The organism is Microbacterium sp. NPDC058389, assembly GCF_042722305.1.
Taxonomy (GTDB): Bacteria; Actinomycetota; Actinomycetes; order Actinomycetales; family Microbacteriaceae; genus Microbacterium.
In genome coordinates, this window is record NZ_JBHXJQ010000006.1 from 230,390 (window position 1) to 247,339 (window position 16,950).

Below are 16,950 nucleotides of genomic sequence, written 5' to 3' on the forward strand. Positions count from 1 at the left end.
CGGCCCCGTGCGGGTCTGGAGGCGATGGGCCGCGCCCCGGGGGGACGGCGCGGCCCTTCGCGGCTAGATGGCGGCGTCGTCGAGAGCCCGCTGCAGCTCCTTGATGAAGCTCTTCGCGGCGTCGGCGGGCGTGAGCTCGCCGAACAGCACCCGCTGGGTGTGCTGGTCGATGATCGTCTCGATCGCGCCGCCGCCCGGCGGGGTCGCCGGCGGGGCATCGCCCACGCGCGGTGCGATCTTGTCGAGGAACTCGACGACCTCCTGGTCGACCTCGCCCAGTTTGGGCGTGATGTACTCGCGGATCTTCTCGTTCGCCGGGACGCCGCGCTCGGCGAGCAGCAGGTCGGCGGCCTCCTCACTGTTCGACAGGAAGTCGAGGAACAGCGCCACCTCGGCAGGATGCTCCGTCTTGGCCGAGCCCGACCAGAACATCGACGGCTTGTAGTAGGCCGCCGCGCCCTCGCCCTCGTCGTCCGTGGGCACCATGAGCGGCACGAGGTTCTGGCCGCTCGCCGAGCGCAGCGCCGCGACCTGGTTCGACCACCACGGCCCGAACGCGGACTGGTTGGTCGCCGTGAACGACTCCGCCAGGCCGGCCGACTCGCGCTCGATGGTCGCCGAAGGATCGGGCGTGCCACCCGCCTCGGTCACGTCGAGCAGGTTCTGCCACCACGCGGCGAGGGTCTTCTCGGTGGCCGCGACCTCGGGCGATCCGTCCTCGGCGTACAGCGACTCGCCGTGCTGGCGCAGCCAGTTGTTGAGGCCGCCGTCCTCGAAGCCCCAGGACTGCGAGCCGACGACCGTGCCGCCGCCGGCCGCCGAGACCTCCTCGGCGATCTCGTTGAGGTCGTCCCACGACCAGGTCTCGTCGTCGGGCAGGTCGATGCCGAGGCTGTCGAGCACGTCCGTATTGGCCATGTAGGTGTACGTGTTGATGCCGACGGGGATGCCGTACTGTGTGCCGTCCAGCGCGCCGGTGCCGAGCACCGAGTCGGGGAAGTCGCCGGTCGGCAGCAGGTCGCCGAGGCTGCCGAGGTCCAGCAGCACGCCGTTGGCCGCATACGTCGAGAGCTGCTTCTCGTCCATCTGGATGATGTCGGGCGCATCGCCGGCGGCCACGGTGGTCGCGAGCTTGTCCCAGTAGCCGGCCCAGTCGGTGTACTGCGGCTCGATCGTGATGTTGTCGTGCTCCGCCTCGAAGGCGTCGATGAGCTGCTGCGTGATCTCGTGACGGACGTCGTTGCCCCACCACGTGAACGTGAGGGTGACGGGCTCGTCCGACAGCGTCGGGCCGGTGGCCGGCTCCTCGGTGGGGGTCCCGCTTGCGCACGCGGTCAGCGCGAGCGTCGTCGCTGCGCCGAACGCGGCGAACTGCGCCCATCGGGCTGCGGTTCGGTTGCGTCGCATGTCTTGCATCCTTTCGACCGGAGTCGGTGTGTGGGGTGGTGCGTGTGATGAGGACGGACCGGACGGTCCGTGAACTGCGTGTGCGGCATCCAATGCCTCTGGATGTCACTTGATCCCGGTCGTCGCGATGCCCTTGATGAGGAACTTCTGGCCGAACAGGAAGATCAGGAAGATGGGCACGAGCGAGACGACGCTCATCGCGAACATCTGGGCGTAGTTGGTCACGCTCTGCGCGTCCTCGAACGAGCGCAGCGCGAGCGGCACGGTGTACAGCTCGGGCTTGGTGAGGAACACCAGCTGCGAGAAGAAGTCGTTCCACGTCCAGATGAAGGTGAAGATCGCGGTGGTGGCGAGCGCCGGCGTCATCAGCGGCAGGATGATCTGCAGGAAGATGCGCGGGTGGCCGGCTCCGTCGATGCGCGCGGCCTCGTCCAGCTCCTTCGGGATGCCGCGGATGAACTGGACCATCAGGAACACGAAGAACGCGTCCACGGCCAGCAGCTTCGGCACGATCAGGGGCAGGAACGTGTTCACCCAGCCCAGCTGCGAGAACAGGATGTACTGCGGCACGATGATCACGTGGATCGGGAGCATGATGCTCAGGAGCATGATGCCGAACCACAGGCGCTTGGCCGTGAACTCCAGTCGCGCGAACGCATAGGCGGCCATCGAGCACGAGACGAGGTTGCCGACGATGCAGCCGACCACGATCACGGCCGAGTTCCACAGATACACGTTGAACGGGTACTGCAGGGCGTTCCAGCCGTCGGTGTAGTTCGAGATCTCGAAGCTGTCGAAGATGATCCCGGGCTCACGGAAGATCTCGTCGTTCGGCCGCAGGGAGCTGACGACCATCCAGATCACCGGATAGAGCATGAGTGCGGCGAGCGCGATCAGCAGCGTGTGCCGGACGATGCTCGTCAGCGGCTTGCGGAACGGGCTCGGCTGCCGGCGAGCGGGCGGACGGCCGGTGACGATCGTCTCGGTGGGCAGGGCCACGACGGGCTCGGGGTCAATTTTCGTCATCGTAGAACACCCAGAACTTTGAGGACCAGAACGCCGCCACGGTCAGCAGCGCGGTGATGATGAGCAGGAGCCAGGCCATCGCCGAGGCGTAGCCCATGTTGAAGTTCGCGAAACCCTGCTGGTACAGGTACAGCGTGTAGAAGAGCGTCGAGTCGACAGGCCCGCCGGTGCCGCCCGACACGATGTAGGCCTGCGTGAACGACTGGAACGTGCCGATGAGCTGCAGGACCGCGTTGAAGAAGATGATCGGGGTGAGCAGCGGGATCGTGATGCGGAACAGCTGCTGCCGGCGGTTGGCGCCGTCGACGGCGGCCGCCTCGTAGTACATCGACGGGATCTGGCGCAGACCTGCGAGGAAGATGATCATGGGCGAGCCGAAGGTCCACACGTGCAGGATCATCAGCGTGCCCAGCGCCGTGTCGGGACTGGAGATCCACCCCTGGCCCTCGATGCCGAACCACGCGAGCACCTGGTTGATGAGACCGTCGACGCCGAAGATCTGGCGCCACAGCATCGCGATGGCCACGCTCGCCCCGAGGAGCGAGGGGAGGTAGAACGCCGACCGGTAGAACGCCAGGCCGCGCAGGCCGCGGTCGAGGATGATCGCGAGGAACAGCGCCACCGCGAGCTGGAGCGGCACCGACACGAACACGTAGGTGAAGGTCACCTGGAGCGCGGTGTGCAGCCGCTCGTCCTCCCACATCCGCACGTAGTTGTCGAAGCCGTTGAACTTGGGCGGGCTCAACAGGTTGTAGCGGGTGAATGAGAGCGCGAGCGAGGCGATCATCGGGCCGATGGTCACGAGCGCGAGGCCCACGAACCACGGCGCGAGGAACAGGTAGGCAGCCTTGTTCTGCTTCTTTCCTACCGCTGCGGCGCCCTTCAGGCGGCCGAGCTCGCCGAGCGCGCTCATGCGGCGGCTCCGTGCGGCCTCGTGCTGGGACGGTGCGTCGTCGTCACCGTGTCCTCCGGATTCATCGTCGTCGAAGAGTCGAGAATGCGCTTTCTGGAATGCGCTTTCTCATTCTTGTCAGATCGGATGCCGGAGCGCAAGAGTTTGCGGAAAATCAGGACTGTTGACCGACTTGAAGCCCGAGAAAGGGCTTACGCGAGTCGATGTTCAGGAACGACGACTCGGCCGCTTCCGGGCATGACGAAAGCCCCGGGTGCGAGCACCCGGGGCTTTCGTGGAAGGGACGAGATTACTTGAGGGTAACCGTCGCGCCGGCCTCTTCGAGGGCGGCCTTGGCCTTGTCGGCCGTCTCCTTGTTCGCGCCCTCGAGGACGGGGCTCGGAGCGCCGTCAACGAGCGCCTTGGCCTCGCCGAGGCCCAGCGAGGTGAGCTCGCGGACCGTCTTGATGACCTGGATCTTCTTGTCGCCGGCAGCCTCGAGGATGACGTCGAACGAGTCCTTCTCCTCCTCGACCTCGGCCGCGGCACCCGCGCCACCGGCGCCGGCAACGGCGACGGGAGCAGCAGCGGTGACGTCGAACTTCTCCTCGAACGCCTTCACGAACTCGCTGAGCTCGACAAGGGTCAGGCCAGCGAACTGCTCGAGCAGCTCCTCAGTGGTGAGCTTCGCCATGATGTATCTCCTAGATAAATGGGGTTTGTGTGGGAAAGACGTACGAGTCGCTCACGCGGCCTCGGCGGTCTCCAGCTTTTCGCGAAGCGCGTCGATGGTGGCAGCAGCCTTGCCCATCGTCGCCTTCATCATGCCCGCGGCCTTCGCCAGCAGAACCTCACGGCTCTCCAGCGAGGCGTACTTGTTGACCTCGTCGGCGCTGAGGGCGTTGCCCTCGAAAACGCCACCCTTGATCACGAGAAGCGGGTTGGCCTTGGCGAAGTCACGCAGAGCCTTCGCGGTGGCGACGAAGTCGCCGTGCACGAACGCGATGGCCGAGGGGCCCTTGAGGTCCTCGTCCAGCGCCGTGATCCCCGCGTTGTTCGCGGCGATCTTGGTCAGCGTGTTCTTCACCACGGCGTATTCCGCGTCCTGACGGATGTTGTTGCGCAGCTGCTTGAGCTGGGCAACCGTCAGACCGCGGTACTCGGTAAGCAGGACGGCGTTCGAGTTCTCGAAGTTCTTCGTGAGCTCGGCGACCGATGCATCCTTCTGCGCCATGGTCACTCCTTGTGTGGATGAGACGCTCCGCGATGGCGGGGCGTCAGCCGAAGGCTCCCGCCCATCTGCTCTCGGCAGGCAAAAGAAAAAGCTCCGGCGCAAGCGCACGGAGCTTCAAAGAATCATCGTGACACCTGCGCGGGCCCCTGCTGTTGCAGTGCTTCGATCTCGTACGCTTGCACGCACGACGATGACCGGCGGTCTTCGGCTTGTTCAAGGGTACGTGATGCCTCGCCCTGCGCCAAATCGGCGGCGACGGCCGCGCACCCACGGTGCCGCACGCGCGTCGTGCCGCGGATGTCCGGCCGGCGGCGTAGCCTCGAAAGGTGACCCCGATGCCCGCAGCCGTGCCCGCGTTCGCGGCGCAGGCTCCTGAGCTCGCGGCCCGCATCGTCGCGGACTCGCGCGACCGGGTCGCGTGGGTGAGAGCACGCTCACGGGGCATCACGGCGACGGACGTCGCCACCCTGACCTCCGACAAGGCGATCGCGCGGGCCGCCGACGCGAAGCTGCTGGGCTCGGGCTTCTCGGGCAACGCGTACACGGCGCACGGTCGCGCCCGCGAGCCCGAGATCGCAGGCTGGGTCGCGGCGACGCACGGCATCCAGCCGTCGTCCGCCCTCTTCCACGCGGTCGTCGAGAAGCGCCATCTCGCGACGCCCGACGGCATCGCCGTCGACGCGGCCGGCCGCGTGACGCTCGCCGAGATCAAGACGACGAACAAGGCGTGGCGCAGCATCCCCCGCTCCTACCTGCGCCAGGTGTGGTGGCAGCAGCACGTGCTGGGCGCCGAACGGACGCTCGTGGCGTGGGAGCAGCACGACGACTTCGTGCCCGTCGGCGACGAGCCGCGGTGCGCGTGGGTCGATCGTGACGAGGCCGAGATCGCGAAGCTCGTGCGCCTGGCCACAGCATTGATCGACGAGCTGTACGAGCGCACCATGCGCGCGCGGCAGCGTTCCGAGCGGGTGCCGCAGCCGCCCGCTCCCCCGCGCGAGCCGTTCCGCGCGCTGGCACTGGCCGACTGACGCGACGCCTGCCGCGGATCCCGCGCACGGGACGTCGGTGCGACGACGTCAGCCCGACCGCCCCAGCCGTCACGTCACCGCGCCTGCCCGGATGCCTCGACGCGTGCCGCTTCGGCGGCCGCGGTCTCCGACCCGGCGTCGGCCGGGGCGCCGGCATCCACTCCCGCCGCGTCGGGGCCGAGCAGCGCCTCGGCCTCCGCACCCGCCGCGGACGCGTCCCACCCGGGCTTGGGCACGGAGTCGATGAGCAGGCGGGTGTACTCGTGCTGCGGCGCGGCGAGCAGCGCGGCAGTGTCGCCGCGCTCGACGATCTCGCCGCGGCGCATCACCACCGTCTGCTCGCACACCCGGCGCACGACGGCGAGGTCGTGGCTGATGAACAGGACCGTGAGCCCGCGCTCGCGCCGGATGCGGTCGACGAGATCGAGCACCTGGGCCTGCACCGAGACGTCCAGCGCGCTGGTCGCCTCGTCCATCACGAGCACGTCGGGCTCGATCGCGAGCGCGCGGGCGATCGCGACGCGCTGGCGCTGTCCGCCCGACAGCGTGCGCGGGCGCGCGGCGGCGTGCTTCTCGCCGAGGCCGACCTGCTCCAGCAGCGACAGCACGCGCGTGCGCGCCTCGCCCGCGCCCCGGGCGGAGTGCAGCCGCAGCGCGTCCTCGATGGCGCGGCCCGCGGTGATGCGCGGGTCGAGCGACAGGTAGGGGTCCTGGAACACCATCTGCACGCTGCGCGCGTGTGCGAGGCGCTCCGCACGTCCCCGGGGCGCCGCCGTGCGCTCCCGGCCGTCGATGCGGATGTCACCCGTGTCGGCGCCCTCGAGCCCCACGATCATGCGCGCGAGCGTCGACTTGCCCGAGCCCGACTCCCCCACCACACCGAGCGCGGCGCCGCGCGGCACCTCGACCGTCGCGTCGATGACAGCCCGCACCGGGTCCTTGCCGCGGCGCACGTAGGTCTTCGACACTCCCAGGGCCTGGAGCATCGGGGCTGCGGGGCCGCCGGCATCCACGTCTCCTCGGGCGGGCACTGAGCCGAAGGGCCTCGACGGCACGCCGTCCACGGGACGCCCCTCACCGGCGTGTCGCACGGTACCGACGCCGCGCGCACCCGCGGCCCCCGGTGCGGCACCCGCGAGCGTGGGCGTCGCCGCGACGAGGCGGCGCGTGTAATCGGCCTGCGGGTCGCGCAGCACGTCGTCCGCCCGACCCTGCTCGACGACGCGCCCGCCGCTCATGACGTAGACACGGTCGCACAGCGACGCCGCGAGGTTGAGGTCGTGGGTGATGAACAGCATGCCCATGCCCCGTGAGGCCCGCTGCTCGGTGAGCACGCCGATGATCTCGGCCTGCGTCGTCACGTCGAGGGCGGTCGTCGGCTCGTCGCACACGAGCAGCTGCGGCGACGTGGTGAGTGCACCGGCGATCATGACGCGCTGCAGCATGCCGCCCGAGAACTCGTGCGGGAACTGTCGCAGGTGATCCTCGGGCCGGGGAAGCCGCACCGCCTCGAGCAGCTCGATCGCGCGGGCACGGGCGGCGTCGGTGCTCCAGCCCTCGGCGAGGCGCAGCGCCTCGGTGAGGTGGTCGCCGATCGTGCGCATCGGGTTGATGCCCGCCCGCGGGTCCTGGAAGATCATGCCCGCCCCGCGCCGGCGCAGCCGCCGCAGCTGCGCGCCCGGCGCGTCCAGCACCTCGGTGCCGTCGAGCACGACGGCGCCGGTCGTCGCGGCGCGCTCGGGCACGAGCCCCAGGACGGTCCGCGCCGTGAGCGACTTGCCCGAGCCGGACTCGCCCACGAGCCCGACGGTCTCGCCGGCGGCGATCGACAGCGAGACGCCGTGCAGCAGCCGCGTGCCGTCCGCCAGGTCGAGCGTGAGGTCGCGGATGTCGAGCAGCGCGGGAGCAGTGGATGCCGTCACGCCGGCCTCCGCCGGGCCGTGCCGGTCGATGGTGGCCGGGGTCATGCCGGGGTCTCCCCTCCGATGCGGTCGGAGAGCTCTTCTCCGATGATGTTGACGGCGACCACGACCACGACGACGGCGATGGCGGGGACGATCGCCGGCAGGAAGTGCCCGCCGATGAGGCCCGCCTGGGCCTCGTTGATCATGGCGCCCCAGTCGGCCGTCGGCGGCTGCACGCCGAGGCCGAGGAACGACAGGCCGGCGAGCTCGGCGAGCACGTAGCCGAAGTTGAGCGTCGACTGCGCCCCGATGATGGGGGTGACGTTGGGCAGCACGCGGCGCAGCGCGATCCAGGCGCCACCGAAGCCCTGCACACGGTAGGCGGCGACATAGGGCCGGCTGCGCTCCGCGGCCACGAGCGATCGCGTCAGCCGCGCCACGAACGGCGCGTACGCGATGCTCATGGCGATCACCGGTGCGACCAGGCCCTTGCCGAACAGCGCGACGGCCATGATCGCGATGAGGAGCGACGGAAATGCGAACAGCACATCGAACACGCGTCCGAGTGCGGCGTCGATCCAGCCGCCGCGCCAGCCGGCCACCAGGCCCAGCAGGATGCCGAGCACGGTCGAGGCGACCACGACCAGGAGCGGTCCGAGCAGCGCCGTGCGGGCGCCGAAGATGAGGCGGCTCAGGGTGTCGCGTCCGAGCCCGTCCGTGCCGAGCCAGTGCGCGACGCTCGGGCCGGCGTTGACGGCGGCGAAGTCGACCGCGTCGGGGTCGTACGGCGCGAGGAACGGGGCGAAGATCGCGGCGAGCGTCATCGCCGCGACGACGCCGAGCGCGATCGCGAAGCCGACGGTGGTGCGCGGCAGCCGCGGCGCGCGCAGCACCTTGACGGCGAGGGTGGGCGTGGGGGTCGCGGTCATCAGCGGGCACCTGCTCCGGCGGCGGATCGCGGGTCGATCCATGGTTCGAGGACGTCGATGACGGCGTTCACGACGACGAACGCGGTCACCACGAGGAGGACGATCGCCTGCACGACCGGGAAATCGAGGCGGTCGACCGACTGGACGAGGAGCGACCCGATGCCGGCGAGCCCGAACGCGGCCTCGACGATCGAGCTCGCGACCAGCAGGCCGGCGACGAGCATGCCGCTCACCGTGAGGATCGGCCCGACGGCGTTGCGGAACACGTGCCGTCGGATCACCGTGCCGCGCGGGATGCCGCGGCTGATCGCGACCTCGACGTGCTCGCGGCCGAGCTGGTCGATCATGGACGAGCGGGTCACCTTGCCGACGAGGACGACGAACACGATCGCGAGCGCGGTGGAGGGCAGCACCAGGTGGTACACGGTGTCCCAGAACCCCTCCCCCGATCCGAACGACGGGAACCACCCGAGCTGCACCGCGAAGATCGCGATCAGCACGATGGAGCCGACGAACGACGGGATCGCGCCGAGCACCGTGAGGCCGATGAGGATCGCCTTGTCTCCGAAGCGACCGCGGTTCAGTGCAGCGACGGTGCCGGCGATGAGGCCGACGACCGCGATCATCGTGCCGGCCATGACGACGAGCCCGAGCGTGACCGGCAGCCGGTCGCCGAGCACGCTCGTGACGTCCTGCCGGTACTGCAGCGAACGGCCGAGGTCGCCGTGGAGCAGTCCGCCCACCCAGTGGAGGTACTGCTGCCACGGCGGCAGGTCCAGGCCGTACTGCGCCGTGATCTGGGCCACGGCCTCGGGACTGGGCTTGCGCCCGCGCAGCAGGAACGCGACCGGGTCGCCCGGCACGAGGAAGCGCGAGAAGAAGACCAGGAGGGATGCCAGGAACAGCGTCAGCAGCAGGCCGCCGAGCTTGCCGGCGATCCGACGGAGGGCGATCATCGCTCCGTCCCCCTTTCCGTTGAGGGGCCCGGGACGCTCCCGGGCCGCGGGGCCGGACCGGAAGGTCCGGCCCCGCGCCGGTCACCGCGCGCCAATGGTGGCCGCCCACGGGTAGTAGAGCATCGCCACGGAGGGCGCGACGCCGGTCACCCGGTCGCTCAGGAACACGGTCATCGGGCCCTCGAACAGCGGCAGCCACGGGAGCTGCTCGTTCGCGATGCGCTGCGCCTTCGCCGTCAGCTCGCTGCGCGCTGCGGGGTCGTCGACGCCGACGGCCTCGTTGATGAGCGCGTCGAAGTCGGGGTCGCTCCAGTTGCCGTAGTTGCTGAACTCGCCGGTGCGCAGCACGCTGTACATCTCCAGCGGGTCGGGGCTCGACAGGTACCACGACGTGTAGAAGAGATCTGTGCCTTCGCGCGCGCTCGGGTCCGAGAACAGGGCGGTGTACGCGCTCGGGCTGACGGTCTCGATCTTCGCGGTGAGGCCGATCGACTGCGCGGCCGCCGCGACGCCCTGTGAGATCACCGCGAAGTCGTTGCCGATCGGCGCGGTCGTGATGACGATCTCGTCGCCGGCGACGCCCGCCTCGTCGATGAGCTTCTTGGCGGCGTCCAGGTCGTGGTCGTACTCCTGCAGTCCGTCGAACGCCTCGGTCATCGCGGCGTCGCTCGCCCCGACCCACACCGACGTCGTGGTGAGGGCGTTCGTGACGTCGCCGTAGCCCTTGGCGGCGGCATCCAGGATCCCCTGGCGGTCCATCGCCATCATGAGCGCCTGGCGCACGCGCACATCGCCGAGCGGACCCTCGAGGTTGTTGACGATGAGGCTGCCGACGGCGGTGTTGAGGCCGAAGTAGACGTCGCCCTTCCCGGAGTCCTGCAACTGCGCGATCGCGTCCGTCGGGATCATCCAGCCGCCGTCGACCTCGCCGGACTTCAGCGCGTTGACGCGCGCGTTCGAGTCGGTCATGAACAGGATCTTCACCTCGCCCGCCTTGGCGCGCAGCGTGTCGTCCCAGTAGCCGTCGTAGCGCTTCAGCGTGACCGACTCGCCCGACTTCCACTCGGTGAGCTCGAACGGGCCGGTGCAGTTGACGAGTCCCGTCGAGTTGCCGTAATCGGCGCCCTTGTCGGCGAGCGTCGCGGCCGACTCGACCACGCCCGCCGAGCCGCCCATCGCGAGGTTGAACTGCGAGTCCGGCTGCGTCATCGTCACGGTGACCTGGCGGTCGCCCGTCTTCTCGATCGACGCGACGTTCTGGTACACCGAGTACCACGACGACCCCACCTCGGGATCGAGGTGCCGGCTCATCGACGCGACGACGTCGTCCGCGGTGAGCGCGGTGCCGTCGTGGAAGGTGACGCCGTCGCGGATCGTGTAGACCCATGTCTCGGGCGTCGGGTGGTCGTAGGCCTCGGCGAGCCCCGGCGACAGCGTGTAGTCGGGGTTCAGCCGCAGCAGCGATTCGCACACGTTCGACAGCACCTGGTTGTCGGCGTAGTCGAACGCGTACGCGTAGTCGAGCGAGTACGGCTCGGAGTAACTCACCCACGTGAACGCGTCGATGTCGCCCGAGGGCGCGGCGGTCTGGGCGGTGTACTCCCACTGCGGTGCGGCGGTCTTGCCGTCGCCTTCCGCGGCGGGGGCGCTGCACGCCGCGAGGGCGAGAGCGCCGACGACGGCGATGCCGGCGGCGGCGCTCAGGCGGCGCGCGGTGCGTCGGGTGCTGGACATGTTTCCTCGGCTCTGAAGATGTGATCGGGTTCGGGACGTCAGAGAGCCGTGGATGCCGGGCCCCCGGCATCCACCGTCTCCACGGTGCGGGCGTACACGCGTTCGCCGTAGATCCACGTCGAGGCGACGCGGCACGTGTACAGCTGGTCGACCGGCACGTCGAACGGGTTGGGTTCGACGACGACGAGGTTCGCGAGGTAGCCCTCGCGCACCAGGCCCGTGTCGTGGTCGCGGTGGTTCACGAACGCGGTGCCGGAGGTGTAGGCGGCGAGCGCGGTCGCCAGGTCGAGGCGCTGACCGGGGCCGGCGAGGGGTTCGGCGTCGGCGAGCGGCGCGACGCGATTGACGGCGATGTGCACGCCCGCCATCGGGTCGGCGCTCGACACGGGCCAGTCGCTGCCGCCGGCCAGCCGCACGCCGGCACGCTGCAGGTCGCCGAACGGGTACTGCCGGTCGGCGGCGGACTCGGCGAGGAACGGCAGCGTCAGCTCGTCCATCTGGTCCTCGTGGCACGCCCACAGCGGTTGCATGTTGGCGACGGCGCGCACGTCCGCGAAGCGGGCGACGTCGGACTCGGCGATCACCTGGATGTGGGCGAGGTGGTGGCGGCCGTCGGTGTCGCCGTTGATGTCGCGCGCCTCCTGCAGGGCGTCGAGCGCCTCGCGCACCGCACGGTCGCCCAGCGCATGGAAGTGCAGCTGGAAGCCGGCGGCGTCCGCCGCGACGACGTAGTCGCGCAGCTTCTCGGGCGCGATGAACGAGAGCCCGTGGTTGTGCGTGTCGTGGCCATGCGTGTCGCGGTAGGACTCGAGCATCGCCGCGGTCTGGTTCTCGGCGACGCCGTCGACCATGAACTTGATGGAGCCGAGCGAGAAGCGCTCCTGCCGTCCGAGCGCCGCGATCTCGTCGCGCAGCCGGACCATGCCGTCGAGCTGCTCGCCGCCTTCGGCGCGCTCCCACCACTGTGCCCCGACGACGTGGGCCTTGAGCGTGCCCTCGGCGAGCGCCCGACGATATGCCGCGAGCCCGCCGCCCATGCCGGGGAACCGGCCGACGAGCGCGTCCTGCCAGCCCGTGATGCCGAGGGCGAGCAGCTCCTCCTGCGCACGCAGCAGGCCGGCGTAGGTCAGGTCGTCCGAGATGGTCGGACGGACCTCCGCGAACACGTCCGCGGCGCCCTCGTGGAACGTGCCGGCCGGATACCCGTCGGCCTCGCGCTCGATACGCCCGTCGACGGGGTCGGGGGTGGCGGCATCCACTCCCGCGATCCGCATCGCGGCGGTGTTCGCCCACGCGCTGTGGTGGTCGCGGCTGGCCAGCAGCACGGGACGGTCGGGGACGACGGCGTCGAGGAGGCCGCGCAGCGGCGCACCGCCCGGGAAGTGGTCCATCGACCAGCCGCCGCCCACGATCCACTCGACCTCGGGGTTGTCCGCGGCGTAGCGGGCGATCCGGGCGAGCGCGTCGTCGGCGTCCTCGGACTCGGACAGGTTGCACTGCAGCAGCTCGACGCCGCCCGACGCGGGGTGGATGTGCGCGTCCTGGAACCCGGGGGCAAGCAGCGCGCCGTTCAGCTCGACGACGACGGTGCCCGCACCGATGAGAGTGGATGCCTCGTCCTCGGCGCACACCGCCACGATGCGGCCGTCGCGCACGGCGACGGCGCGGCCCGTGAGCGCCTGCGCACTGCCGGCGGGCACGGCGTCGGACGTGAACAGCGCGCCGCCGGTGAAGACGGTGTCGGCGAAAGCGCCTTCGGCTCGGGTGGTGGCGTCGGTGCCCACGGGACCTCTCCTTCGTCGTCGAACGGGTCGACTGACGATAGAACGACGTCATTATCGTTGTCAACGGCGTTGACACTGCCGTTGATGAAACCGTTATGCTCGATCCGCAGCGGCCTCGGCCGCGAGGCATGGCACGATGGGACGTCAACGGAGGCGGGATCATGGCGGCACGCACGGCGACGACGGAGAAGTCGGGCACCAAGCGCCTCGACCGCGCGACCATCGTCGCCGCGGGCCTCGAACTCGCCGCGGGGGCGGGCACGGCATCCCTCTCCATCCGGGATCTTGGCGCCAAGCTCGGGACCGATCCGACCGCGATCTACCGGCACTTCCGCAGCAAGGACGACCTCATGGGCGCCCTGCTCGACGAGCTCACACTGCAGAGCCTCGCGACGGTCACCGCCGCCCCCTACCAGTGGCGAGAGCGGCTGCGCCAGCTCGCGTCGGCCACGCTCACCCTGTTCTGCCGGCATCCCGCCGTCGGGCAGGAGGCCATCGTCCTCACGACGCACGGCCCGGGCGAGCTCGCAGCGATCGAGTTCATGCTCGACGCCTTCTCACGCGCAGGGCTCACGGGCGACGACCTCGTGCAGCACTACGCCCTGATGGCCTCGCACATGCTGTCGTCCGCGGCCGGAGTGGCGCGCGCCCGCGCGGAGCGCGGCGGCTCGGCAGCCGACGGCACGAGCCCCTGGTTCGAAGGCCCGCTCCTCGTCGACCCCCGCACACACCCCCACATCGCGGCGGTGTCGACGCAGCTGCTCGACCTCGAAGACCGCGAACTCTTCACACTCGGCGTCGAGGCCGTCATCCGCTCCGCCGAGCGCGCCGCCGCCACGCCCTGACTCCTCCCCCACCCCCCACCCCCCACCCCCTTCCCTCAACTGCCCTGGCGTCGAGAGTGTGTGCTCTCGGCGAGCGGCTACGTTGTCCGCGCAGGGATCGTGCCCGGTCGGCGAGTGCACACGATCTCGGCGAGACCGGGATGCCGGTCAGCGGGGTGGCATGATGCCGAAAGCCCTGAGGCGCCTGGCGAGAGCCTCCACCGAGGTGATGTGCGAGCTCTCGGCACGGACGAACCTCTTCTGGGTGGTCCCGCGGATCCAGTCCTCACGACGCTTCTCGCCCAGCAGCACCTGCTTCATCGTGCGATCTGAACCCTGCGTGGGATCGAGGTACTTGCCGGCGCCGTCGAATTCGAAGAAGGCGTCGGCGTCTTCGATCTCGATGTCGACGTAGTACGTCGCGCCGCCGGGGCCCGTGACGGGCACTTGGAGTCGCAACTGCTGGAATCCAATCTCGGTGAGCTGCCAGCGACTCACGCTCTCGCCAGGAGACTCCGCCCGGCCATCGGCGAATCGGATGACGACCTCCGCCTGACGGACTCCTCGCGCGCCGCGCGCCCGCGCACGCCGTTCGAGCATGCGCTCCCGCCAGGCATCGGCGAGTACACGGTCGTACCGACGCCCGTTCGCCGCCGCCTGCCGGAGCGCGGCATCCACCGCGGCGATCGCCGCCTCGATCTTCAGCGTGCGAGCGAGGTCGAACGCGGTGCGCTCGAGGGTCGTGCAGCGCACCCCGCCGAGCACCGTGATGTCCGCGTCATCGAGCCGGTCCCGGTGACGCCGCAGCCCCGGGCGGCTGGATGCATCGGCCCCGGTGGCCAGCGTCGCGTGCACGGCCGCGGAATCGTGGCGATAGAAGGGGAGGTTCCACAGCGCACCCGCCGACTCGTACGACATCACGCCTCCGTCGCTCCGCATCTCAGCGACCGCCGCCCCCACGAGCAGCAGCTGGCGCGACTCCGGCCACAGCGTGGTCCACAGCTCGCCGGAGACATAGCGGTTCCGCTGGATCCGATGCAGCACCCCGTGCGCCACCTGACGCGCGATCTCGCGCTCGGTGAGGCCGGCACGTCGCAGCTGCTGGGACGTGCGGACGGCGGCGACGGCATCCGGGTACGAAATGTGGCGCTGCACCACCCCATGCTCGGCGGGTCACCGCGTCTCCACCCGGCCCGCCACCGCGTCTGTGCACAACCACGGCCGGCGTCCCCCTGGGGAGGAACGCCGTCGAGGTCGCATCCTCACGCCGAACGCACACGCCGGCCACGCCAGGATCATGTGCGCTCGCCGAGAGCACACGATCTCGGCGAGCGACCACGCCGAGACCTTCATCCGATCTGATAGTTGACGCATGTCAACCAGGCGCGTATCGTTGATGTTTATCAACTGTTGACGTTCGTCAACCACTCTTCGCGTCACCGTCGCCGCAGCCCCTTCCCTCTTCTTCACGAAGGACCTTCTATGGCCACGTCCACTTCGGCGACCGGAGCCGTCGCCCCCGCCGACGAGAAGCGCCGGCACCGTCAGGTGCTGCAGGCTCTCACCGGCCTGCTGCTCGGCATGTTCGTGTCGATGCTCGCATCGACGGTCGTGTCGACCTCGCTCCCCGTCATCGTCCACGACCTCGGCGGCGACCAGGCCGCCTTCACGTGGGTCGTCACCGCGACCCTGCTGACCACGGCGATCTCGACGCCGATCTGGGGCAAGCTGGCAGACCTCTTCAACCGCAAGCTGCTCATCCAGATCGCCATCGTGATCTTCGTGCTCGCGACCGCGGCCGCCGGCTTCTCGCAGGACCCGGGCACGCTGATCGCCTTCCGCGCGGTGCAGGGCATCGGCGCGGGCGGTCTCGCCGCGCTCAGCCAGGTCATCATGGCCGACGTCATCAGCCCGCGCGAGCGCGGCCGGTACATGGGTCTGTTCGGCGCGGTCATGGCCGTCGCGACCGTCGGCGGCCCGCTCCTCGGCGGGTTCATCACCGACACGATCGACTGGCGCTGGAACTTCTTCATCGCCCTGCCGTTCGCGGTCGCCGCCCTCATCATGATGCAGCGCACGCTCCACCTGCCGCCGCGTCCGAAGACGAAGGCGCGCATCGACTACTTCGGCATCGTGCTGCTGTCGACGGCTGTCTCGCTGCTGCTCATCTGGGTGACGAACGCCGGCAAGGACTACGACTGGTGGAGCACCGAGACGATCCTGATGGTCGGCGGCGCACTGGTCGCGGCCGTCCTGTTCGTCATCGTCGAGCTGCGCTCGAAGGAGCCGCTGATCCCCCTCACGATGTTCCGCAACCGCACGTTCACCCTCGCTGTCATCGCGTCGATCTCGATCGGCATCGCGATGTTCGGCACCTCGGTGTTCCTCAGCCAGTACATGCAGCTGGCGCGCGGCGCGACCCCGACCGAGGCCGGCCTCATGACGATCCCCATGATCGCCGGACTCCTGATCGCCTCGATCGTCATCGGCGGCCTCGTGACCCGCACCGGGCACTGGAAGCCGTATCTCATCGCGGGCGGCGTGCTGCTGATCGCCGGCTCGTACCTGCTGTCGACGATCCACTACGACACGAACTTCGTGCTCGTCTCGCTCTACATGTTCCTGCTGGGCGCCGGCGTCGGCATGACGATGCAGAACCTCGTGCTCATCGTCCAGAACACCTCCAAGCCGTCCGAGATCGGCGTGGCGAGCTCGGGAGTCACGTTCTTCCGCAGCCTCGGCGGCACGATCGGCGTCTCGGTGATGGGGGCGGCCCTCGCGACTTCGGCGACGAACCTGTTCACCGACCGCAAGGACGACATCGGCGCGGCTCTCATGGCGCTCGGCGAGAAGGGCGCCGCCATCGGGCAGCAGCTCGCGTCAGGCACCATCCCTCAGGTCTCGGCGCTGCCCGAGTCGATCCGCGTGATCGTCGAGGACATCTACGCGCAGGCCATCGCCCACTCGTTCCTGATCGCCGTGCCGCTGGCCGTCATCAGCCTCATCGCGATCATCTTCCTGCCCAACAAGCCGCTCACCCGCATGACGACGAGCGAGCGCGTGCAGGCGAGCGAGGCCGACCTCGCGACGGTCTCCACGGCCGAGGCCATGGAGACGCTGGCGCCCGCCGCCGACGCGGACGAGACGGTGGATGCCGAGCCCGCCGCCGACCGTGCGGCCGACGTCGTCGCCGGCACGGCCGACGAGGCATCCGCGCCCCGGCGATAATGGT

At 69.8% G+C, this 16,950-nt stretch carries 14 protein-coding genes; 3 read left to right on the plus strand and 11 right to left on the minus strand.

The genetic code is table 11. The features are described 5' to 3' along the window. Nucleotides 1-63: 63 nt before the first annotated feature. The 5 genes from ACFWJ8_RS10905 to rplJ form a co-directional block, all read right to left on the minus strand. The gene (locus tag ACFWJ8_RS10905; RefSeq protein WP_378811274.1) at nt 64-1,407 is read right to left on the minus strand and encodes an ABC transporter substrate-binding protein; all 1,344 of its coding nucleotides are present in this window, start codon (nt 1,405-1,407) and stop codon (nt 64-66) included. Nucleotides 1,408-1,512: 105 nt separating this feature from the next. Beyond that, entirely contained in the window at nt 1,513-2,283 is a 771-nt protein-coding gene (locus ACFWJ8_RS10910; protein ID WP_378811336.1) for a carbohydrate ABC transporter permease, read from the minus strand. A gap of 136 nt (nt 2,284-2,419) precedes the next feature. After that, nucleotides 2,420-3,346 carry a carbohydrate ABC transporter permease gene (locus ACFWJ8_RS10915; RefSeq protein WP_378811276.1) on the minus strand — a complete coding sequence of 309 codons (927 nt, stop codon included), beginning with the start codon at nt 3,344-3,346 and terminating at the stop codon, nt 2,420-2,422. A 289-nt stretch (nt 3,347-3,635) separates the two neighbouring features. Continuing rightward, on the minus strand, nt 3,636-4,019 hold the full coding sequence (gene rplL / locus ACFWJ8_RS10920; protein WP_018172776.1) for a 50S ribosomal protein L7/L12: 384 nt from the start codon (nt 4,017-4,019) through the stop codon (nt 3,636-3,638). Nucleotides 4,020-4,070: 51 nt separating this feature from the next. Then, nucleotides 4,071-4,559, minus strand: coding sequence for a 50S ribosomal protein L10 (gene rplJ, locus ACFWJ8_RS10925; protein WP_018172777.1), 489 nt, complete (start codon nt 4,557-4,559; stop codon nt 4,071-4,073). Nucleotides 4,560-4,894: 335 nt separating this feature from the next. On the opposite strand from rplJ, the gene ACFWJ8_RS10930 reads away from it, so the two are divergent. Continuing rightward, nucleotides 4,895-5,587 (plus strand): YqaJ viral recombinase family protein, encoded by a 693-nt coding sequence (locus ACFWJ8_RS10930; RefSeq protein ID WP_378811337.1) that lies wholly within the window; start codon nt 4,895-4,897, stop codon nt 5,585-5,587. Nucleotides 5,588-5,661: 74 nt separating this feature from the next. On the opposite strand, the gene ACFWJ8_RS10935 is transcribed toward ACFWJ8_RS10930, so the two are convergent. The 5 genes from ACFWJ8_RS10935 to ACFWJ8_RS10955 all read right to left on the minus strand — a co-directional run bounded on the left by ACFWJ8_RS10935 (nt 5,662) and on the right by ACFWJ8_RS10955 (nt 12,894). Next, nucleotides 5,662-7,554, minus strand: a complete 1,893-nt coding sequence (locus tag ACFWJ8_RS10935) for a dipeptide ABC transporter ATP-binding protein (RefSeq protein ID WP_378811278.1) — start codon at nt 7,552-7,554, stop codon at nt 5,662-5,664. Beyond that, on the minus strand, nt 7,551-8,420 hold the full coding sequence (locus tag ACFWJ8_RS10940; RefSeq protein ID WP_378811279.1) for an ABC transporter permease: 870 nt from the start codon (nt 8,418-8,420) through the stop codon (nt 7,551-7,553). The genes ACFWJ8_RS10935 and ACFWJ8_RS10940 overlap by 4 nt, the downstream gene beginning before the upstream one ends. Then, nucleotides 8,420-9,376: an ABC transporter permease gene (locus ACFWJ8_RS10945; RefSeq protein WP_378811280.1), complete on the minus strand. Its 957-nt coding sequence runs from the start codon at nt 9,374-9,376 to the stop codon at nt 8,420-8,422. The genes ACFWJ8_RS10940 and ACFWJ8_RS10945 overlap by 1 nt, the downstream gene beginning before the upstream one ends. 81 nt (nt 9,377-9,457) lie before the next feature. Further along, the gene (locus ACFWJ8_RS10950) at nt 9,458-11,110 is read right to left on the minus strand and encodes an ABC transporter substrate-binding protein (protein ID WP_378811281.1); all 1,653 of its coding nucleotides are present in this window, start codon (nt 11,108-11,110) and stop codon (nt 9,458-9,460) included. Nucleotides 11,111-11,148: 38 nt separating this feature from the next. Continuing rightward, nucleotides 11,149-12,894 (minus strand): amidohydrolase, encoded by a 1,746-nt coding sequence (locus ACFWJ8_RS10955; protein ID WP_378811283.1) that lies wholly within the window; start codon nt 12,892-12,894, stop codon nt 11,149-11,151. 161 nt (nt 12,895-13,055) lie between these two features. Between ACFWJ8_RS10955 and ACFWJ8_RS10960 the strand changes: the two genes are divergently transcribed. Next, nucleotides 13,056-13,739, plus strand: coding sequence for a TetR/AcrR family transcriptional regulator (locus ACFWJ8_RS10960; protein WP_378811284.1), 684 nt, complete (start codon nt 13,056-13,058; stop codon nt 13,737-13,739). 147 nt (nt 13,740-13,886) lie between these two features. Here ACFWJ8_RS10960 and ACFWJ8_RS10965 read toward each other — a convergent pair whose 3' ends face one another. Beyond that, entirely contained in the window at nt 13,887-14,873 is a 987-nt protein-coding gene (locus ACFWJ8_RS10965) for a hypothetical protein (RefSeq protein WP_378811285.1), read from the minus strand. Between the two features lie 327 nt (nt 14,874-15,200). On the opposite strand from ACFWJ8_RS10965, the gene ACFWJ8_RS10970 reads away from it, so the two are divergent. Then, nucleotides 15,201-16,946 (plus strand): DHA2 family efflux MFS transporter permease subunit, encoded by a 1,746-nt coding sequence (locus tag ACFWJ8_RS10970; protein WP_378811286.1) that lies wholly within the window; start codon nt 15,201-15,203, stop codon nt 16,944-16,946. Nucleotides 16,947-16,950 lie beyond the last annotated feature (4 nt).